Origin of the sequence: Acidovorax sp. LjRoot66 (assembly GCF_964253305.1) — a bacterium.
In the GTDB taxonomy this organism is placed as follows: Bacteria; Pseudomonadota; Gammaproteobacteria; order Burkholderiales; family Burkholderiaceae_C; genus Acidovorax.
Genome location: NZ_CAXUQU020000001.1, coordinates 4,668,644 through 4,687,545 on the forward strand (window position 1 = coordinate 4,668,644; position 18,902 = coordinate 4,687,545).

The window sequence follows — 18,902 nt, forward strand, 5'->3', positions numbered from 1 at the left end:
GTGCAAAAAAGACCAGAAGAAAAGAGGGTGCTGCGCGGACACTCAGCGCCTTTCATTGTCATGCACTGTGGTCGGGTGGCGCCCGCACCCGCATAAATCGCCAGGACCCACTTTCCCCCTAGGGAAAGCACCAAAACGGTGAGCTTTACCTTCCCTGGGGCACCCAAGCAACAAATCGAGGCAAAAAAAGCGTTTTCTCCCTTGGAAACGCGTTTTTTTCCCAGTAGCATCGGCCTGCCAGCAGAGAGGCTAGGCTTTCACTGGTCAGACAATCTACTTCCAACAAGGAAAATCCAACATGGCAACTGCAAAAAAGGCTCCGGCAAAAACAGCACCCGCAGCCAAGACGCCCGCCACCAAGGCGGCGGCTCCTGCCAAGAAGCGCACGCCCAACGCTGCGTTCATGAAGGCCCTCACCCCCAGCCCCGCTCTCGCGGCTGTGGTCGGCTCGGCACCGCTGCCACGCACGGAGATCATCAGCAAGCTGTGGGTCTACATCAAGGCCAACAACCTGCAAGATGCTGCGAACAAGCGCAACATCAATGCAGACGCCAAGCTCAAGGAGCTCTTCGGCAAGCCCCAGGTGTCGATGTTTGAACTGGCTGGCCTGATCGGCAAGCACGTCAAGTAAGCACGCAAGCGCACAGAGCGCACCCCGCACTCTCTGAAAAGCCGGCCTCGCGCCGGCTTTTTTGCGTCATTTTCGCGAAAGCCATTCAGGATCGTTGCAAAGAAGCAACACTGTGAATATGAATAATACGCAATAAGATTAATATTCCGACGCCCTGAAGCACAGCCACGCACGCGATCTGCCGTTGCCAGCCACTGCACCCTTTGCAGAACTCCTGCCCTGCACGCCGCCTGCCAGCCACTGCTTCTGAACACCCCCGCCGCGGGCCCCGCAGCGACCCTTTTGTTCCGTTGGAGAAGCCACCTTGGCCAAGAAAAACATCCGCCGTGCAGCGCAGCCTGCTGCGCGCGCCGCCGCCGCTGCACACACCGCTGCAGCCACCACCTCCTTCACGTCCGACAAGGGCCTTCTGCCCCTGGGCGCCCTCATGCTGGCCGCATCGGTGAGCAGCTGGGCGCAGACCGCCGCGCCCACCCTGGGCACGGTGACGGTCAAGGAAGCTGCCGAAGTGCAAGGCAAGGACACCCTGCTGCTCAAGAAGACCACGGTCGGCAAGGGCAACCAGGACATCAAGGACATTCCCCAGTCCGTGACGGTGTTCACCGAAAAGCTCATGAACGACCGCAACCAGGACGACTTCCGCGAGGTGCTGCGCACCACCGCAGGCGTGACCTTCCTGTCCGGCGAAACAGGCGAGGAAGACGTGCGCCTGCGCGGCTTCTCCCTGGGACAGGCCGGCGACATTTATGTGGACGGCATGAAGGACGCACCGCTGATCGAGCGCGACACGTTCAACAACGATCGCATCGAAGTGCTCAAGGGCTCTGCCTCGATGCTGTTCGGCAAGGGATCGACCGGCGGCGTGGTCAACCAGGTGAACAAGTACCCGCTGCTGATCGACCAGCACGAGGCTGCCTACACCTTCGGCACCGGCCAATACCACCGCGCCACGGGCGACTTCAACTTCAAGACCGGCGAGAACGCGGCCTTCCGCCTGAACGCCATGGTGCAGGAGTACGACAACTACGGCGCCAAGCAGGACAAACGTGGCATTGCGCCCACTTTCGCCTGGGGTATCGGTACACGCGACGAGTTCTCGATCGGGCTGTACTATTTCGAATCCAAAGGCCGCCCGCTGTACAACCACCCCTGGCGCCTGGTCGACGGCAAGATCAACACGCCCCTGGAGGCGCGCAACTACTACGGCCTGGCCAGCGACCACAACAACACTTCTTCGCAGTACGTCACGCTGGGACACATCCACCGTTTTGACGACAACGGCGAGCTGACCACGCGCCTGCGCTACGGCAAGTACGAGCGCGACCTGCTGGCCAGCACCATCGGTTTCCAGAACGGCGCCCTCACGCTGGACCAGATCAACGGCGACACCGTGCTGACCCGTGGCTCCAAGGGCCGCCTGGGCGAAAGCGAAGTGCTGCAGGTGCAAAGCGACTACAACAACACCTTCAACTGGGGTGGCCGCAAGCACGCGGTACTGGCCGGCGTGGACTACTACGACGACGATGCCAAGCGCAATCAGAACTACGCCAACACCACGCCACGTCCGAACACCACCGTGGGTTCACCCAACGATGGCGCCTGGGTGGCCGATGGCCGCGCACCGCTGCAGTGGAACACCTTCGCCTCGCGCAACCTGGGCCTGTACTTCCAGGACACGGTTTCGCTCAACGACACGCTGAAGCTGGTGGCCGGCCTGCGCTATGACGACTTCAAGGCGTCTTACAACAACGCGACCGGGGCCCTGAGCAACTCCCGCTCCGACAGCCTGTTCAGCCCCCGCTTAGGCCTGGTGTTCCAGCCCAACGAGCTGGCTTCGTACTACGCATCGTTCGGCACGTCGTACAACACCTCGGGCGACACCTACCAGTTCGGCAACCCCGGCAACGGCACCGCCCGCACGGCCAACACCCCGCCTGAGAAGAGCCGCAACTTCGAGATCGGCAGCAAGTTCGAACTGTTCGAGCGCCGCGCGCTGCTGGGTGTCGCCGCCTTCTATAGCCAGAAGTACAACGAGCGCAACACCGACCCCGATACCGCAGCCCAGCAGGAGCTGCTGTCCGGCAAGCGCCACGCTACCGGCATGGAGTTCAATCTGGCGGGCCGCCTGACACCCCAGTGGGAGCTGTTCGCCAACCACACCTGGATTCCTTCGGCCAAGATCGACCAAAGCAACGTGGCGCTGGCAGCCAATGGTGGCGGCGCGCAGGTACAGGGCGACCGCCCCGGCCTCACGCCCAAGCACAGCGGCAGCGTGTGGACGACCTATGCCCTCACCGCCAAGCTGCGCCTGGGTGCAGGCCTGACCTACCGCGGCAAGCAGAACCCCGAAGGCTCGCGCGCGGTGTACGCCAGCGGCTTTGCGGTAATGGATGCCATGGTCGAATACGCCTTCGACGACAAGACCTCGCTGAAGCTGAACGTGAACAACGTGTTTGACCGCACCTATGCAGACGGCCTGTACCGCGGCTTCTACACGCCAGGCGTGCCACGCTCCGTGCAGATGACGCTGAAGACGCGCTTCTGATGATGTGACGAGATGGCTCCGCCCCCTTCACCGGGGCGGAGTCACAATCAGGCCCCATGTTCCTGCACATCAAGAATGTACTGACGGCCGAAGAAATCGCGCTCTTTCGGCAAAAGCTCTGGGCACCCGACACCCCGTGGGTGGATGGAGCCCGCAGCGCGGGCGGCCAAGCCGTGCACCAGAAGAACAATCTGCAGCTTTCGCAAGGCAGCGAGCTCTCGGGCCAGCTGCAGGGTCTGGTCAAGGCGGCGCTCGCCCGCAACGCATTGTTTTTTTCAGCCGCCCTGCCTCGGCGCATTTACAACCCTCTGTTCAACCACTACGCAGACGGTGCCAACTACTATGGCGACCATGTGGACAGCGCCGTCATGCACTCCAGGGCCGACAACGCGTGGATGCGCAGCGACCTGTCGTGCACGCTGTTCCTGACGCCGCCGGACGAGTACGAAGGCGGCGAACTCGTGGCCACCGAGGCCTGGGGTGAAAAACGCATCAAGATGCCAGCTGGCGACATGGTCATGTACCCCGGCAGCACCGTGCACCAGGTGTTGCCCGTTACCCGCGGCCATCGCATCAGCAGTTTCTTCTGGGTGGAAAGCATGGTGCGCGGCCTGGAGCAGCGGCAATTGCTGTTCGACATGGACATGGCGCTGCTGCGGCTCAGACAGAGCGTGGGCGAAACACACCCTTCGGTGATCACGCTGTCGGGCACGTACCACAATCTGCTGCGCATGTGGTCCGATGTGTGACCTGACGCCAGGTTCTTCTGTCACTTCATGACCTACGTTCCATCACGCCAACAGCTTCCCCCTGGCATCGCCAGCTTGGCGGATCACGAACAGCACGCCAGGCAGCACCTGGACGACAACGCCTGGGCCTACTTTGCCGGCGGTGCGGCCGACGAAATCAGCTTGCGCGCCAACCGCAGCGCCTGGGACGCACTGCCCCTGTGGCCGCGCGTGCTGCGCCTCCTGGCTGGCGGCCACACGCGCATTGAGCTGCTCGGCCGCACGCTGGCCCACCCGGTGCTGCTGGCGCCCGTGGCCTTTCAGCGCATGGCCCATGGCGATGGCGAGCTGGCCACCGCCTACGCGGCTGCGGCGATGGGCGCCGGGCTGGTGCTCAGCACCCAGGCCACGCTGCCGCTGGAAACCATTGCCCAGGCCGTGCTGAACGATGCCGGGCGCGGGCCCCTGTGGTTCCAGCTGTACCTGCAGCACGACCGGGGATTCACCCGCGCCCTGGTGGAGCGTGCCGAAGCCGCCGGCTACGAGGCCCTGGTGCTGACCGTGGATGCGCCTTCCAGCGGCGCGCGCGACCGCGAGCGCCGGGCGGGCTTTCGCCTGCCGCCCGGCATCGACGCCGTGAACCTGGCCCAGATGCCGCCGGCGCCGCCCGTGGCGCTGCAGCCCGGCCAGAGCGCCCTGTTCGATGCCCTGCTGCACCAGGCGCCCACCTGGGACGACGTGGCCTGGCTGCAGTCCATCACCCGCCTGCCGGTGCTGCTCAAGGGTGTGCTGCACCCGGCAGATGCCCGCCAGGCCGCCAGCCTCCAGGTGGCGGGCCTGGTGGTGTCCAACCATGGCGGGCGCACGCTCGACACCGCCCCCGCCACGGCCACCGCGCTGCCGCGCATCGTGCAGGCGGTGCATGGGGCCCTGCCGGTGCTGGTGGACGGCGGCATCCGCCGGGGCACCGATGTGCTCAAGGCCATGGCACTGGGCGCATCTGCGGTGCTGGTGGGCCGCCCCGTGGTGTGGGGCCTGGCCAACGCGGGCGCTGCCGGGGTGGCGCATGTGCTGCGCCTGCTGCGCGATGAGCTGGAAATCGCCATGGCGCTCACCGGCTGCGCCACGCTGGCCGATGCCTCGCCGGCCTTGCTGGGAGCCGATCTCGACGCGGACTATCGGGTTTTCCCCTCCTGACAGAATTGATTTATTGCAAATGCGAAAAATTCGCATTTATAATCGCTCATCTTCTACCAGCCAGCCACCACTGCCTGCCGCCATGATCGTCTGTGTTTGCCGCCGGATTTCTGACCGCGAGATCGCCCGCCACGCCCGTGCAGGCATGAGCTTTGATGAAATCCAGTTCGAACTGGGCGTCGCCACCCAATGCGGATGCTGCGAAAGCTGCGCCCGCGACGTGGTGGCCCAGTGCAGTGCATCGAGTCCGGTCGCCGCCCTGCACAACGAGGCAGCGCCCCAGACGATCCAGCTTGCCAGCTCCATCATGGAAAGCAGGGCATGGAACTCCTCTCGACACTCGCCGGCAGCCTGATCCTCGTCGCAGGCTCGGCCTGGTGGATCTTCCGTAAATAATCAAGGTCTCACAGGCCTGTGCCGTTTGCCGTGCAAGCGGCGGCAGCTGCCATCACACTTATGTCTCACCCTGATCGTTTTGCCCCTCCCGGGGGCGTCAGCCGCAATACCGTGATCGTAGGTTCCGTCGTGCTGCTGCACGTGGCCGGCATCTGGGCGCTGCAGTCGGGCCTGCTGCGCCGCGCGGCAGAAGTCATCGTGCCAGCAGAGCTGCTCAGCGAATTCATCGCACCGCCGGCCCCCAAGATAGAGCCGCCAACGCCCAAGCCACCGGTGCCGCCACCACCCAGGCCCGCCCCGCAGGTGAAGGCCCCGCGCCCGGCCCCCATGCCCGTGGCCATTGCCGACCCGACGCCCGCGCCCAATGCCCCCACGGGCGTGACCACACCGCAGCCGCCTGCCCCGCCCATCGAGGCGCCCGTGGCCGTGCAGGCGCCGCCACCGGCACCGCCCGCCCCTCCCGCCCCACCCAAGATCGAGCTGCCGTCGAGCGACGCGGCCCACCTGAACAACCCCTCCCCCAGCTACCCGGCCATCAGCAAGCGCATGGGCGAGCAGGGCAAGGTCATCCTGCGCGTGCTCATCGGCACCGATGGCGTGCCGCAGAAGGTCGAAATCAACAAGTCCAGCGGCTATGACCGGCTGGACCGCCAGGCCCAGGAAGCGGTCACGCGCTGGCGCTTTGTGCCAGGCAAACGCAATGGAGTGCCTGAAGCCATGTGGTACATGCAGCCCGTTAATTTTGTTCTCGAATAATCATCAGGAGTTCTCATGGAATCGCAATTCGGCATCGCCAACGTCTGGATCCAGGGTGACTTTGTCACCCGCGCAGTGGCCGTGCTGCTGCTGGGCATGTCCCTCGCCTCGTGGATCGTCATCATCATCAAGGCCCTGGACATCATCAAGTTCAAGAAGCACACGCGCTCTGCCCAGGACTTCTGGCACAGCGAAGACTTTGCCGCCGGCCTGACCAAGCTGGGCCAGGACAACACCAACCCGTTTCGCCACCTGGCACTGGAAGGCCGCGAAGCCACGGCCCACCACCGCAACACCAAGGCCCACCTGCACGACAGCTTGGACGTGAGCGACTGGGTCACGCGCTGCCTGCGCAACTGCATCGACGAGTTCACCGCACGCCTGCAATCGGGCCTGGCCATCCTGGCCTCGGTCGGCTCCACCGCCCCCTTCATTGGCCTGTTCGGCACCGTCTGGGGCATCTACCACGCCCTGCTGGCCATCGGCACCTCGGGCCAGTCCACCATCGACAAGGTGGCCGGCCCCATCGGTGAAGCGCTGATCATGACTGCCCTGGGCCTGGCCGTGGCCATCCCCGCCGTGCTGGGCTACAACGCGCTGGTGCGCGGCAACAAGTCCATCCTGGGCGGCCTCAACAGCTTTGCGCACGACCTGCATGCCTACTTCGTCACCGGCGCCCGCGTGTCCGCTGGCGGCGGCGAGCAGGGCAAGGTGCTGCCCATGAAGAAAGGCGGCTAAGCCATGGCCTTCGGAACGCAAGACGACGCCGATGACGTGATGAACGAGATCAACATGACGCCGCTGGTGGACGTCATGCTGGTGCTGCTCATCATCTTCATCATCACCGTGCCCGTCATGAAGCACTCGGTGAACGTGGACCTGCCGCGCGCCACCAACCAGCCCGAGAACATCAAGCCCGAAACCGTGCGCCTGTCCGTGGCGGCCGACGGGAAGTACTACTGGAACGGCTCGCAGGTGAGCGACGAGGAATTGCAGTCCCGTCTGCAGGCCGAAGGGGCCAAGCAGCCCCAGCCGGATCTGCACATCCAGGGCGACAAGGAAGTGCGCTACGAACGCGTGGCCCAGGCCATGGCCAGCGCCCAGCGCGCCGGCGTGCGCAAGATCGGCTTCGTGACCGATCCACAGTGATGCCCTGCACCCGCAAGGCGCAGTCCTCTGCCACGCAACAACAGGCCTTCGGGCCTGTTTTGCTTGGTGCCTGTGGCGCACAAGCCGCAGTGGTTCACCCCGATCAGGGCACCAACCAGGATTCATACCGTTCAATGTGCGAAATCACTTGACCAGTAATTGCGAATCACTATCATTAGCAGGCCGTACACCATTCAACGTACCAGGAACCCTTCCATGCAAGCCACCCTCACTGCCGCCACGCTCATGCGCCCCGCCTCTGCAGACTCCCTGCAGCCGCAGCAGGCCGCCGCATTGCGCAGCGCTGCCGCAGTGGATGGAGCGGCCGCCGTGGACAGCAACGATCTGCTGCAGGGCCAGAAGGCCGTGGCCATCAGCCACAACGGCTCGGTATACCGGCTGCAGGCCACCAAGCTTGGAAAGCTGATCCTCACCAAATAACAGGTTTCATCGTGGGGCGACTCCCGGGCTTCCAGTCCGCAAGGGTCGTTTTTGCCAGCCAACGGGCCAGATTGTCCCGCGTAGCCAGGCCTTTTTTTCCACCGAAGCCTTCTTCAGCAGAGCCAGCCGTCGCTACGGCCCTCGCCCATCCAACGGCCCTTCGGGGCCGTTTTCTTTTGGGACACCGCGCATCCTTGCCGGCAAATGCCCGAAATGGGCGGATTTCACCCTGCTGTTCCGGCGCGGGATCCGGGGTCCTGTGTGAAACACTTCTTGACGTTTCTCCCCTTTGCGCGCACGCCACAGAGATCCCATCTGGCGGCCACCCACACGCCACCGGCGTGACGCACAAGGGGCCATCCGCCCACCCAGTGCACAGCCCATGACCCAGCCCACCGCCGCCCGGCCCGAGATTTCCAAAGCCCAGTTGCTCCAGGAGCTCTCGGCCTTCGCCAATCCCAGCGACCGCAAGGGCGTGACCCTGGTACTGCGCGACCATGTGCTGTACTGGGCCTTCATCGCCACCGTGCTGCTGGCCGAGCCGATGTGGCTCAAGGTGGTGGCCGCGCTGATGGCGGGCGTGCGCCTGTCCTCGTTCTACACCCTGGCGCACGATGCCGCGCACGGCACGCTGGCGCGCTCCAAACGGCTGAACTGGGTGCTGGCGCTCGTGGCCGGCGTGCCCGCCACGCACAACTACCGCATGTGGTCGCACGACCACAACAAGGTGCACCACCCCTACACCAACGGCGACCACTTCGACTACTACACGCCCTACTCCAAGGCCGGCTACGACGCGCTGCCCTGGCACAGGAAGGTGCTGGAGCACATCTACCGCGCGCCACTCGGTATCGGCCTGTGGCTGTACTTCGCGATCCACTGGTTTCCGACCCGCGTGTACCCCAACGTGCGCACGCCCAAGGACCAGGTAGCCGAGTCGCGCAGGTACTCTGCCCTGCTGCTGGCCTACCACGGCAGCTACGTGGCCTTGCTGCTGTGCTCGCCCGCCTTCGCCCCCGTCACGGCCCTGCAGGCCGTGCTGCTGGGCTGGGTGCTGCCCCTGTTCACGCTGATGTTCCTGAGCAGCACCTCGCTGTACATCATGCACACCCACCCCAACATCCCCTGGTTCAAGAGCGACGACCTGCGCCACAACCGCCACAGCCCCGAGGTGTGCTCGGTGGTCTGGGTGCTGCCCGACTGGATCTCCAAGGTGGTCAACAACGTCTACAACCACGCCGCGCACCACGCGCACGCCGGCATCCCCTCGTACCACCTGCTGGCCGCGCAAAAGCGCATGAACGAGCTGGTGGGCCACAAGCTGGTGATCGAGCAAGCCTCGGTACGCACCCTGCTGCGCACCATGCGCACCTGCAAGCTCTACGACTACGAGAACCACCAGTGGCTCGATTTCAAGGGCCAGCCCAGCGCCCCACGCATCGACCTGGAGCAAAAGGGCCTGGTCGCACTGCGCCACCCCGTGCGCCGGCCCACCGTGGCCAGCCCGTTGCCCGCGCCGGCAGCGCCCGTCGACAACGGCCATGCCATGCCCCACCCAATGGCGGACGCAACTGCCTGAGCCAGCTCGCAGCTCCAACGAAAAAAACCGGCCTCGGCCGGTTTTTTCATGGGCGCATGCCGCAGGGCATGCCGCGGATCACAGGCCGATGGCGGCGATGCCGGCACGGGCGACCTGCGCGTCTTCGGTTGACTTCACGCCGCTCACGCCCACGGCGCCCAGGCACTGGCCGTCCTTGAGGATGGCCACGCCGCCTTCGAGCAGGCCGTCGATGGTCGGGGCGCTCAGGAACGCGGTGCGCCCGCCGTTCACGATGTCTTCATAGACCTTGCTGTCGCGGCGGCCCAGCGCGGCCGTGCGGGCCTTGGAGGGTGCGATGTGCGAAGACACGGCGGCTGCGCCATCCAGGCGCTGCAGCCACAGCAGGTGGCCACCATCGTCGACGATGGCGATGGTCACGGCCCAGTTGTTCTTGAGCGCTTCGGCTTCGGCGGCGGCTGCAATGGCCTTGACGTCGGCCAGTTCGAGTTCGTGCTTGGTTTTCATGGGTGCAATGCCAGGGTTGAGGGGGCGCGCGGGGCGGCCCCGGATGGAAACCGGCAAGCATAGCGGCTACCGATGCGGCCACAAGCACTGCCTGGGGCGAAAGAATATTGACCCAGCCGGTGCAATGCCCCACCCTTGGAAAAGATCGCAAGCCCGTTGGCCGGTGCGGGTATTGCCATTTGCAGGAACGCCACCACCTAGAATTTGTCAAGTCTGCGACGTGCAGGCCACAAAGGAGAGACACAAGATGATGAATGACCAAGTCACCACCCTGGGGAGCTCTGCGGGCTATGGCATCTCGCAGGAAGAGCGCCACAAGGTGCTTCGCAACACTTACTGGCTGCTCGCACTGAGCATGATCCCCACCGTGCTGGGCGCCTGGATCGGCGTCGCCACGGGCATCACGCAGTCGCTGCGCGGCGGCGTGGGCCTGATCGTGTTCCTGGGCGGCGCGTTCGCCTTCATGTACGCGATCGAAAAGACCAAGCGCTCTGCCGCCGGCGTGCCCGTGCTGCTGGCCTTCACCTTCTTCATGGGCCTGATGCTCTCGCGCATGATCGGCATGGTGCTGGGCTTCAAGAACGGTACCGACCTGGTGATGACCGCATTTGCCGGCACCGCAGGCGTGTTCTTCGTGATGGCCACCCTGGCCAGCGTGATCAAGCGCGACCTCTCGGGCATGGGCAAGTGGCTCATGGTGGGCGCGCTGGTGCTGATGGCCGGAGCCATCATCAACGTGTTCGTCGGCTCCTCGGTCGGCATGATGGCCATCTCGGTGGCAGCCATCGGCATCTTCAGCGCCTACATGCTGTATGACTTGAAGCAGATCCTGGACGGCGGCGAGACCAACTACATCAGCGCCACGCTGGCCCTGTACCTGGACATCTTCAACGTGTTCCAGAGCCTGCTGGCCCTGCTGGGCATCATGGGCGGCGAAAAGGACTGAGCTCCTTTGGCACCGTTCCCCCAAGAGGCTCCTTCGGGAGCCTTTTTGTTGACCGCGCGCAATGGTCAACCCTCAATACCGCTGGCCAGCTGCCGATAATGAGACTACATGCGCTCTACTGCCCCCTTTGCCCCCCTCCCCATCCTGCGCCTCATGGTCGCGTCCGTAGCCGCGTTGCTACTGGCCGGGTGCGACAAGATCCCGGGCCTCGGACCGGATGTGGGCGCCATCCAGCGGGAAGCCGACGCCAAGGCCATCGGCGGCGCCTGCCGGCATGCGCTGCGCGGGGTGGAAGACTGCTACACCCTCAACCCCAAGGCCACCAAGGCGGCTGTTTTCGACGGGTGGAAGGAGATGGACCAGTACATGCGCGAGAACAAGATTGAAGGCAGCCCCTCGGTGATCACCAAGGCTGCACCGCCGGAGGCGTCCGCGCGCGCCGCGTCGAGGGCCGCCAGGGAAAACTGAGCGCCAAAACGAAAGGAGCCCGCAGGCTCCTTTTTTTATCCAGCCTCCCGGCGGCGCAGGTCAAGCCCGTTCGAACACCGCCATGCTCTCGACGTGCGCCGTGTGCGGGAACATGTTGACCATGCCGGCCGCCGTGCAGCGGTAGCCACCCAGGTGCACCAGCAGACCTGCATCGCGCGCCAGCGTTGCGGGGTTGCAGCTCACATAGACGATGCGCTTGGGCGGCGTCCAGTGCTCGGCCCCTGGGGGCAGCGGCGCCGCGCCCTCGGCACCGATGCGCGATTGCTCGATGTCGGCCAGCGCCCTGGCCAGCGCGAACGCGCCTTCGCGCGGCGGGTCCACCAACCATTTGTCGGCCGAGCCATCGGCAATCAGCATCTCGGGCGTCATGTCGAACAGGTTGCGGGCCACGAAATCGGTGGGCGCCAGGGCCTTGCCACCCTCGGCCACCAGGCCCTGGTTGAGCCGGTAGTTCTCGCGCGAGCGCGCCACCAGCGCCTCGCTGCCCTCGATGCCCAGCACCTCGCGGCCCTGGGTGGCCAGGGGCAGCGTGAAATTGCCCAGGCCGCAGAACCAGTCGATCACGCGCTCGTGCTTTTGCACGTCCAGCAGGCGCAGCGCCCGCGTGACCAGCACGCGGTTGATGTGCGGGTTCACCTGCGTGAAATCGGTGGGCTTGAAGGGCATGGTGATGCCGAAGTCCGGCAGCGCATAGGACAGCTGCTCACCGCACTCGTCCATCAGCTTCACGGTCTCGGGGCCCTTGGGCTGCAGCCACCATTGCACCTGGTGGGCGGTGGCGAAATCGCGCAGCCGGGTGAGGTCGTCCGCGCTCAGCGGCTCCAGGTGGCGCAGCACCAGCGCGGTCACGCTGTCGCCGCAGGCCAGCTCTATCTGCGGGCAGGTGTCGCGTGCGTCCATCGAGGCGATCAGCGCGCGCAGCGGCATCAGCATGGCGTCCACATGCGGGGGCAGCACCGGGCAGGTCTGCATATCGGCCACGTAGCGGCTCTTGCGCTCGTGAAAGCCCACCAGCACCGTGCCCTTCTTGATCACATGGCGCACCGACAGGCGCGCACGGTAGCGGTAGCCCCAGGCGGGGCCCTCGATGGGGCGCAGCACCATCTCGGCGCGCACCTTGCCCAGGTGCCAGAGGTTGTCTTCGAGCACGCGCTGCTTGACCGCCACCTGCCCGCCCACGTGCAGGTGCTGCATCTTGCAGCCGCCGCAGGCGCCGGCATGCAGGCCGAAATGCGGGCAGCCCGGGCGCACGCGCTGAGACGACTCACGGTGGATCGCCGTCAGGCTGGCCTGCTCCCAGTTGTTCTTCTTGCGGTGGGTGTTGGCGGTGACGTATTCGAACGGCAGGGCGCCGTCGATGAAGACCACCTTGCCATTGGGCCGGCGCGCCACGCCCTGGGCTTCGAGGTCCAGGGACTGCACGGACAGCCAGCCTTCCGGCAGTTCTCCCGCTTCCTGCTCGGCGGGTTCATACGAGGGGGACAATTCTTTGGGTTCGCTCATCCTCCGATTGTCTCAGAGGCTGCGAACCGTCCTGCGCACCCGTCCACGGGGTGCGCGGATGCAATGGCTCAGCCGCGGTCGGCGCGCGGCGCGCGGCGCCCGCCAGGGCCGGTCATGCGGGCAGGTGCGAAGCGCGGCAGTTCGTTGATGCGCAGGTCGCAGCCATAGTTGTCCAGCGTGAACACCAGCGTGCTGCCAGGCGCCACGCGGGGCAGCACTTCATGGACCTGGAACGACATGTCCACCGGCGGCTCGGGCGCACGGTAGATGATTTCCTTGGCCGGGCTGTAGACCACGTAGCAGGCGGCGGAGGCGGTCTGGCTGAAACAGGCGGCCACCAGGGCCGCTGCGGCGAATTTGAATGCGGACATGAGAACTCCTCCTGCGACTTTCGGGTATTGCACCCATTATGCGGGCTTGCAGGGCACTCGCCAATGATGGCGTTGCGCGCGTGCCTACCGCAACACGAGGTGGTTGGTGTGCTTGACCTCTTCCATCACGGCATAGGTACGTGTCTCGCGCACGCCCGGCAGCTGCCAGAGCACCGCCCCGGCGAACACCCGGTAGGCATTCATGTCGGCCGAGCGGGTCTTGAGCAGGTAGTCGAAGCCGCCCGCCACCATGTGGCATTCCATGATCTCGGGATGCACCTGCACGGCCGCCTTGAACTGGTCGAACACGTTGGGCGTGGTGCGGTCAAGCAGCACCTCCACGAAGACCAGCATGCCCGCCCCGAGCTTGAGCGGGTTCAGCCGCGCCTCGTAGCCCAGGATGAAGCCGTCGCGCGTGAGCCGCTGCACGCGCGCCAGGACCGCCGTGGGCGACAGGGCCACGGCCTCGGCCAGCTTGAGGTTGGCAATGCGCCCGTCATCCTGCAGGATCGACAGGATCCGGCGGTCGATACGGTCCAGATCGGCATCGTTGGTCATTGACTCTAGTGATTCATTCGTTCGATAGGCCGATTTTCGAACATTTATTCACCGCAAGTCCAGAGATGATCCATTTAGTGGGGCCCGCAGCCGTCGGGCCCGAATTTCTCACCAGAGAACCCGCCATGACCCATTCCGCCGCTTTTGCAGACTTCGCCCCACGCCCCGCCCTGACCAGCCCGCTGCGCGCCGCCATCACTGCTGCCTGCCGCCGGCCCGAGCCCGAGGCCCTGGCCCCGCTGCTGGCCCAGGCCCGCGTGCCGCAGGACATGGCCGCCGCTTCAGAGCAACTGGCGCTGCGCATTGCAGGCGCCCTGCGCCAGCGCAAGGCCGCCAGCGGCCGTGCCGGCATCGTGCAGGGGCTGCTGCAGGAGTTCTCGCTGTCGTCCCAGGAGGGCGTGGCCCTGATGTGCCTGGCCGAGGCGCTGCTGCGCATTCCCGATGCAGCCACACGCGACGCGCTGATCCGCGACAAGATCAGCAACGGCCAGTGGGAGCCGCACCTGGGCAAGAGCCCCTCGCTGTTCGTCAACGCCGCCACCTGGGGCCTCTTGATCACCGGCAAGCTGGTGGCCACGCACAGCGAAGGCAGCCTGGGTGCATCGCTGGGCAGGCTCATCGGCCGGGGCGGCGAGCCGCTGATCCGCAAGGGCGTGGACATGGCCATGCGCATGATGGGCGAGCAGTTCGTCACTGGCGAGACCATTGCCGAGGCCCTGACCAACGCCCGCCGCATGGAGGCCGAGGGCTTTCGCTACTCCTACGACATGCTGGGCGAGGCGGCGCTGACCACGGCCGACGCCGAGCGCTACTACGCCTCGTACGAGCAGGCCATCCACGCCATCGGCAAGGCATCGGCCGGGCGCGGCATCTACGAAGGGCCGGGCATCTCGATCAAGCTGTCGGCCTTGCACCCGCGCTACAGCCGGGCCCAGTTCGCGCGCGTGATGGACGAGCTCTACCCCCTGGTGCTGCGCCTGACCGAGCTGGCCAAGCGCTATGACATCGGCATCAACATCGACGCCGAGGAGGCCGACCGCCTGGAGATCTCGCTCGACCTGCTCGAGCGCCTGTGCCATGAGCCCAGCCTTGCGGGCTGGAACGGCATCGGCTTCGTGATCCAGGCCTACCAGAAGCGCTGCCCGCATGTGATCGACTTCGTGATCGACCTGGCGCGGCGCACGCGCCGCCGCCTCATGGTGCGCCTGGTCAAGGGCGCCTATTGGGACAGCGAGATCAAGCGCGCCCAGATCGACGGCCTGGCCGACTACCCGGTCTACACGCGCAAGGTGCACACCGACATCTCCTACGTGGCCTGCGCGCGCAGGCTGCTGGCCGCACCCGAGGCGGTGTACCCGCAGTTCGCCACGCACAATGCCGAGACGCTGGCCACCATCTACCACCTGGCGGGCAGCAATTACTACGCGGGGCAGTACGAGTTCCAGTGCCTGCACGGCATGGGCGAGCCGCTGTACGAGCAGGTGGTGGGCACCATCAGCGCCGGCAAGCTGGGCCGCCCCTGCCGCATCTACGCCCCGGTGGGCACGCACGAGACGCTGCTGGCCTACCTGGTGCGCCGCCTGCTCGAAAACGGCGCCAACACCTCCTTCGTGAACCGCATCGCCGACGAGACCATCGCCCTGGCCGAGCTGGTGCGCAGCCCCGTGCAGGTAGTGGATGAAGCCGCCGCCCGCGAAGGCACGGCCGCCCTGCCCCACCCACGCATCCCGCTGCCGGGCGCGCTGTACGGCCACGGCCGAGCCAACTCGCAAGGGCTCGACATCGCCAGCGACGCCATGCTGGCACAGCTGACCGCCACGCTGCAGGCCAGCGCGCTGCACGAATGGAAGGCCGGCCCGCTGCTCGCCACCGATGCGCCCACCGGCACGACCATCCCCGTGCGCAACCCCGCCGGCCTGCGTGATGTGGTTGGCCAGGTGCAGGAAGCCACGGCCGGCGACGTGGACCAGGCACTCAAGAACGCACAGTCGGCCGCCCCCGCCTGGGCCGCCACCGCCCCAGCCGAGCGTGCCGCCACCCTGCAGCGCACGGCCGACCTGCTCGAAGAGCGCATGCAGCCGCTGCTGGGCCTGTTGATGCGCGAGGCCGGCAAGAGCGCCAGCAACGCCATCGCCGAGGTGCGCGAGGCCGTGGATTTCTTGCGCTACTACGCGGCCCAGGTCGAGGGCACCTTCGACAACGCCACGCACATCCCGCTGGGCCCGGTGGCGTGCATCAGCCCCTGGAACTTTCCGCTGGCCATCTTCATGGGCCAGGTGGCTGCGGCGCTGGCCGCCGGCAACCCGGTGCTGGCCAAGCCGGCCGAGCAGACGCCGCTGGTCGCCGCCGAGGCCGTGCGCCTGCTGTGGCAGGCCGGAGTGCCGCGCGGCGCGGTGCAGCTGCTGCCCGGCCAGGGCGAGACCGTGGGCGCGCGCCTGATCGGCGACACCCGGGTGATGGGCGTCATGTTCACCGGCTCCACCGAGGTGGCGCGCATCCTGCAGCGCACCATCGCCGGCCGGCTCGATGCCGCAGGCCGCCCCATCCCGTTGATCGCCGAGACCGGCGGGCAGAACGCGATGATCGTAGACTCCTCGGCCCTGGTGGAGCAGGTGGTGGCCGATGCCGTGTCCTCCGCCTTCGACAGCGCCGGCCAGCGCTGCTCGGCCCTGCGCGTGCTGTGCGTGCAGGAAGATGCCGCCGACCGCGTGGTCGAGATGCTCAAGGGCGCCATGGGCGAGCTGCGCATGGGCAACCCCGCAGCCCTGGCGGTGGACGTGGGCCCGGTGATCGACGCCGAGGCCCAGGGCGGCATCAACAAGCACATCGAGGCCTTCAAAAGCCGTGGTCAGCGCGTGTTCCAGCACTGCCGCAGCGATGGTGCCGAGGCGGCCCTGGGCACCTTCGTGCCGCCCACGCTGATCGAGCTCAACGCCATCAGCGAGCTGCAGCGCGAGGTCTTCGGCCCGGTGCTGCACCTGGTGCGCTATGCGCGCAACGACCTCGACAAATTGCTCGACCAGATCAACGCCACCGGCTACGGCCTGACGCAGGGCGTGCACACCCGCATCGACGAGACCATCGCCCGCGTGGTGGACCGCGCGCACGCCGGCAATGTCTACGTCAACCGCAACATGGTGGGCGCCGTGGTGGGTGTGCAGCCCTTTGGCGGCGAAGGCCTGTCGGGCACCGGCCCCAAAGCTGGCGGCCCGCTGTACCTGCTGCGCCTGCTGGCCGCGCGCCCGGCCAACGCACTGGCGCAGACCTTTGCCGCCGCCGACCGCGCCATGCCCGCCGACATGGCCGCACGCGACCACCTGCTCATGCCCCTGCGTGCCCTGGAGCGCTGGGCGCAGATGCAGGGCCATGCGCCCCTGGCCGCCACTTGCCGCCGCTTTGCCGCCGAAAGCCAGAGCGGCACCGCACGCACCCTGCCCGGCCCCACGGGCGAGCGCAATGTCTACAGCCTGCTGCCGCGTGCCACCGTACTGTGCATCGCCACCACGCAGGACGAACTGCTGACTCAGTTGGCCGCCGTGCTCGCCAGCGGCGGCAAGGCCGTCTGGGCCGATGCCCACACCGCCCTGCGCACCACGCTCCCGGCCGAGGTGCAGGCACGCATCAGCACCACCGGCAATGCCCTGGCCGACGGCAGCATCGAGTTGGCCGCCGTGCTGCACCACGGCAGCCCCGACGAACTGCGCAGCGTGTGCGAGCAGCTCGCCCGCCGCCCCGGCCCCATCGTGGCCGTGACGGCCATGGCCCCGGGCAGCACCGAGGTGCCGCTGGAGCGCCTGGTGATCGAGCGCGCGCTGAGCGTGAACACGGCGGCGGCCGGGGGCAATGCGAGCCTGATGACGATCGGATAGAACGCACAAGCCCAGCACATGCCAACCCTTCATCGGGGCTGGCAGCTGGGCGCGGATATGCCACGCAGCGCAATTGGCTGCCAAGCTTGTCGGCCCACCCCGCGGGTGGGAGGGGTCACTGATTCAGCAGCACCCGGGCTACGCGCACGCAAGACTTGATGCACGTCAAGCCGGTGAACCTGCACTTGGCCGACCATGGGAAGGTACCCGGCCCCACAACGGTTCCGGTGCACCGCCCAGCAGGGCTACCCACGGATTCCGCGCCCCATGAACCTTTCCGAGCTCATCGTCACACAGGCGCCCGACGGCATCCTGTTCGTATCGGACGCCGGCACCATCGTGCTTGCCAACGAGGCGCTGTGCACGCTGTCAGGCTACCAGCCCCATGAACTGCTGGGGCAATCCGTCGAGCTCTTCTTGCCGGCCGACCTGCGCCGATTGCATGTCGAAAACAGGCAGCGCTATGCGAGCGAACCCCAACGCAGACCCATGGGAACCATGGGAGATCTGACCCTGCTGCGCAAGGACGGAACCAAGGTCCCGATAGACATCGCACTGAGCCGTGTGGATGGCGAAGGCCATGTTGGCACCATCGCCTTTGTTCGAGACACCAGTGAGGCGAAGCAGTCCGAACGGCAAATGCAGCACCAGGCAACGCACGACGCGCTGACGGGCCTGACCAATCGCTGGCTGTTCAGTGAGTACCTGCGTCACGCCATCGCGCATGCACAGCGCGCTGGCCGGCGGGTCGCGCTGCTACTGCTGGACCTTGATGGCTTCAAGTCCGTCAACGACACCTTCGGCCATGCCATTGGAGACAAGCTGCTGATCGATGTGGCCGGGAGCCTGACAGCCCAAGTGCGTGCCAGCGACGTCGTTGCGCGCATTGGCGGCGACGAGTTTGTCGTTTTGCTGCGCGAGGTCGACGAGCTATTGGACGCAGTCATGGTGGCCACCAAGCTCATCGCCGCGCTCTCAAGCCCTCGCAACCTCGATGGCTTCCCGGTTCAGACTGGCTGCAGCGTGGGTATCGCCATGTACCCCATGGATGCGCAGGAGCCCGAGGCCTTGATGCACTGCGCCGACCTCGCCATGTACCACGCCAAGGCCCAAGGCCGGGGGCGCAGCATCGTGTTCACGCCCGAAATGTCAGCGTCGACAACTTCCAGATTTGCCCGATAGCCTCCCACGCCCCAAATGCGCCACAGGAAAATCATATTTGACATTGTTATCAAATGAAAATATCATTTGAATCACA

The 18,902-nt window shown here is 66.1% G+C and carries 18 protein-coding genes; 14 read left to right on the forward strand and 4 right to left on the reverse strand.

The genetic code is table 11. The features are described from left to right. The first annotated feature begins 298 nt into the window (after positions 1–298). The 10 genes from ACSQ3Y_RS21945 (at position 299) to ACSQ3Y_RS21990 (ending at position 9,422) form a co-directional block, all read left to right on the forward strand. Positions 299–631: an SWIB/MDM2 domain-containing protein gene (locus ACSQ3Y_RS21945; RefSeq protein ID WP_007856154.1), complete on the forward strand. Its 333-nt coding sequence runs from the start codon at positions 299–301 to the stop codon at positions 629–631. A gap of 304 nt (positions 632–935) precedes the next feature. Then, a complete protein-coding gene (locus tag ACSQ3Y_RS21950; protein ID WP_057203647.1) occupies positions 936–3,176 on the forward strand; it encodes a TonB-dependent receptor in 2,241 nt (746 codons plus the stop codon). 56 nt (positions 3,177–3,232) lie between these two features. Beyond that, a complete protein-coding gene (locus ACSQ3Y_RS21955; RefSeq protein ID WP_436178875.1) occupies positions 3,233–3,925 on the forward strand; it encodes a Fe2+-dependent dioxygenase in 693 nt (230 codons plus the stop codon). 27 nt (positions 3,926–3,952) lie between these two features. Further along, entirely contained in the window at positions 3,953–5,101 is a 1,149-nt protein-coding gene (locus ACSQ3Y_RS21960) for an alpha-hydroxy acid oxidase (protein ID WP_436178876.1), read from the forward strand. A gap of 82 nt (positions 5,102–5,183) precedes the next feature. After that, positions 5,184–5,456 (forward strand): (2Fe-2S)-binding protein, encoded by a 273-nt coding sequence (locus tag ACSQ3Y_RS21965; protein WP_082604280.1) that lies wholly within the window; start codon positions 5,184–5,186, stop codon positions 5,454–5,456. 101 nt (positions 5,457–5,557) lie between these two features. Next, positions 5,558–6,253, forward strand: a complete 696-nt coding sequence (locus ACSQ3Y_RS21970; protein WP_057265863.1) for an energy transducer TonB — start codon at positions 5,558–5,560, stop codon at positions 6,251–6,253. 15 nt (positions 6,254–6,268) lie between these two features. Then, positions 6,269–6,991, forward strand: coding sequence for a MotA/TolQ/ExbB proton channel family protein (locus tag ACSQ3Y_RS21975; RefSeq protein ID WP_057203651.1), 723 nt, complete (start codon positions 6,269–6,271; stop codon positions 6,989–6,991). Positions 6,992–6,994: 3 nt separating this feature from the next. Then, positions 6,995–7,402: an ExbD/TolR family protein gene (locus ACSQ3Y_RS21980; protein ID WP_057203652.1), complete on the forward strand. Its 408-nt coding sequence runs from the start codon at positions 6,995–6,997 to the stop codon at positions 7,400–7,402. Positions 7,403–7,618: 216 nt separating this feature from the next. After that, the gene (gene hemP, locus ACSQ3Y_RS21985) at positions 7,619–7,843 is read left to right on the forward strand and encodes a hemin uptake protein HemP (RefSeq protein WP_057203653.1); all 225 of its coding nucleotides are present in this window, start codon (positions 7,619–7,621) and stop codon (positions 7,841–7,843) included. A gap of 382 nt (positions 7,844–8,225) precedes the next feature. Beyond that, entirely contained in the window at positions 8,226–9,422 is a 1,197-nt protein-coding gene (locus ACSQ3Y_RS21990; RefSeq protein ID WP_436178877.1) for a fatty acid desaturase family protein, read from the forward strand. Positions 9,423–9,500: 78 nt separating this feature from the next. Here the strand turns inward: ACSQ3Y_RS21990 and ACSQ3Y_RS21995 are convergent, their stop codons facing one another. Beyond that, on the reverse strand, positions 9,501–9,908 hold the full coding sequence (locus ACSQ3Y_RS21995) for a GlcG/HbpS family heme-binding protein (RefSeq protein WP_057203655.1): 408 nt from the start codon (positions 9,906–9,908) through the stop codon (positions 9,501–9,503). A gap of 250 nt (positions 9,909–10,158) precedes the next feature. On the opposite strand from ACSQ3Y_RS21995, the gene ACSQ3Y_RS22000 reads away from it, so the two are divergent. Together ACSQ3Y_RS22000 and ACSQ3Y_RS22005 are read left to right on the forward strand one after the other, a co-directional pair. Beyond that, complete coding sequence (locus tag ACSQ3Y_RS22000) at positions 10,159–10,854, forward strand: Bax inhibitor-1/YccA family protein (protein WP_428003830.1); 696 nt, start codon at positions 10,159–10,161, stop codon at positions 10,852–10,854. Positions 10,855–10,962: 108 nt separating this feature from the next. Next, complete coding sequence (locus ACSQ3Y_RS22005) at positions 10,963–11,322, forward strand: hypothetical protein (protein ID WP_428000260.1); 360 nt, start codon at positions 10,963–10,965, stop codon at positions 11,320–11,322. Positions 11,323–11,382: 60 nt separating this feature from the next. Here ACSQ3Y_RS22005 and rlmD read toward each other — a convergent pair whose 3' ends face one another. The 3 genes from rlmD to ACSQ3Y_RS22020 all read right to left on the reverse strand — a co-directional run bounded on the left by rlmD (position 11,383) and on the right by ACSQ3Y_RS22020 (position 13,775). After that, positions 11,383–12,846, reverse strand: coding sequence for a 23S rRNA (uracil(1939)-C(5))-methyltransferase RlmD (gene rlmD / locus ACSQ3Y_RS22010; RefSeq protein WP_436178878.1), 1,464 nt, complete (start codon positions 12,844–12,846; stop codon positions 11,383–11,385). 68 nt (positions 12,847–12,914) lie between these two features. Next, positions 12,915–13,217 (reverse strand): hypothetical protein, encoded by a 303-nt coding sequence (locus ACSQ3Y_RS22015; protein WP_057203658.1) that lies wholly within the window; start codon positions 13,215–13,217, stop codon positions 12,915–12,917. A gap of 84 nt (positions 13,218–13,301) precedes the next feature. Then, positions 13,302–13,775 (reverse strand): Lrp/AsnC ligand binding domain-containing protein, encoded by a 474-nt coding sequence (locus ACSQ3Y_RS22020; protein WP_057203659.1) that lies wholly within the window; start codon positions 13,773–13,775, stop codon positions 13,302–13,304. Positions 13,776–13,900: 125 nt separating this feature from the next. Here ACSQ3Y_RS22020 and putA point away from each other — a divergent pair, with 125 nt between their 5' ends. Both putA and ACSQ3Y_RS22030 read left to right on the forward strand, forming a co-directional pair. Further along, positions 13,901–17,644, forward strand: coding sequence for a trifunctional transcriptional regulator/proline dehydrogenase/L-glutamate gamma-semialdehyde dehydrogenase (gene putA / locus ACSQ3Y_RS22025; protein WP_436178879.1), 3,744 nt, complete (start codon positions 13,901–13,903; stop codon positions 17,642–17,644). A gap of 195 nt (positions 17,645–17,839) precedes the next feature. Next, complete coding sequence (locus tag ACSQ3Y_RS22030) at positions 17,840–18,826, forward strand: diguanylate cyclase domain-containing protein (protein WP_436178880.1); 987 nt, start codon at positions 17,840–17,842, stop codon at positions 18,824–18,826. The last annotated feature ends 76 nt before the right edge of the window (positions 18,827–18,902 follow it).

Coding starts and splice junctions, on each gene's coding strand:
- ACSQ3Y_RS21990 (WP_436178877.1), top strand. CDS start 8,226: ATGACCCAGCCCACCGCCGCCCGGCCCGAGATTTCCAAAGCCCAGTTG.
- ACSQ3Y_RS21965 (WP_082604280.1), top strand. CDS start 5,184: ATGATCGTCTGTGTTTGCCGCCGGATTTCTGACCGCGAGATCGCCCGC.
- putA (WP_436178879.1), top strand. CDS start 13,901: ATGACCCATTCCGCCGCTTTTGCAGACTTCGCCCCACGCCCCGCCCTG.
- ACSQ3Y_RS21960 (WP_436178876.1), top strand. CDS start 3,953: ATGACCTACGTTCCATCACGCCAACAGCTTCCCCCTGGCATCGCCAGC.
- ACSQ3Y_RS22005 (WP_428000260.1), top strand. CDS start 10,963: ATGCGCTCTACTGCCCCCTTTGCCCCCCTCCCCATCCTGCGCCTCATG.
- ACSQ3Y_RS22030 (WP_436178880.1), top strand. CDS start 17,840: ATGGGAAGGTACCCGGCCCCACAACGGTTCCGGTGCACCGCCCAGCAG.
- ACSQ3Y_RS21970 (WP_057265863.1), top strand. CDS start 5,558: ATGTCTCACCCTGATCGTTTTGCCCCTCCCGGGGGCGTCAGCCGCAAT.
- rlmD (WP_436178878.1), bottom strand. CDS start 12,846: ATGAGCGAACCCAAAGAATTGTCCCCCTCGTATGAACCCGCCGAGCAG.
- ACSQ3Y_RS21975 (WP_057203651.1), top strand. CDS start 6,269: ATGGAATCGCAATTCGGCATCGCCAACGTCTGGATCCAGGGTGACTTT.
- ACSQ3Y_RS22000 (WP_428003830.1), top strand. CDS start 10,159: ATGAATGACCAAGTCACCACCCTGGGGAGCTCTGCGGGCTATGGCATC.
- ACSQ3Y_RS21995 (WP_057203655.1), bottom strand. CDS start 9,908: ATGAAAACCAAGCACGAACTCGAACTGGCCGACGTCAAGGCCATTGCA.
- ACSQ3Y_RS21945 (WP_007856154.1), top strand. CDS start 299: ATGGCAACTGCAAAAAAGGCTCCGGCAAAAACAGCACCCGCAGCCAAG.
- ACSQ3Y_RS21980 (WP_057203652.1), top strand. CDS start 6,995: ATGGCCTTCGGAACGCAAGACGACGCCGATGACGTGATGAACGAGATC.
- hemP (WP_057203653.1), top strand. CDS start 7,619: ATGCAAGCCACCCTCACTGCCGCCACGCTCATGCGCCCCGCCTCTGCA.
- ACSQ3Y_RS21955 (WP_436178875.1), top strand. CDS start 3,233: ATGTTCCTGCACATCAAGAATGTACTGACGGCCGAAGAAATCGCGCTC.
- ACSQ3Y_RS22015 (WP_057203658.1), bottom strand. CDS start 13,217: ATGTCCGCATTCAAATTCGCCGCAGCGGCCCTGGTGGCCGCCTGTTTC.
- ACSQ3Y_RS22020 (WP_057203659.1), bottom strand. CDS start 13,775: ATGACCAACGATGCCGATCTGGACCGTATCGACCGCCGGATCCTGTCG.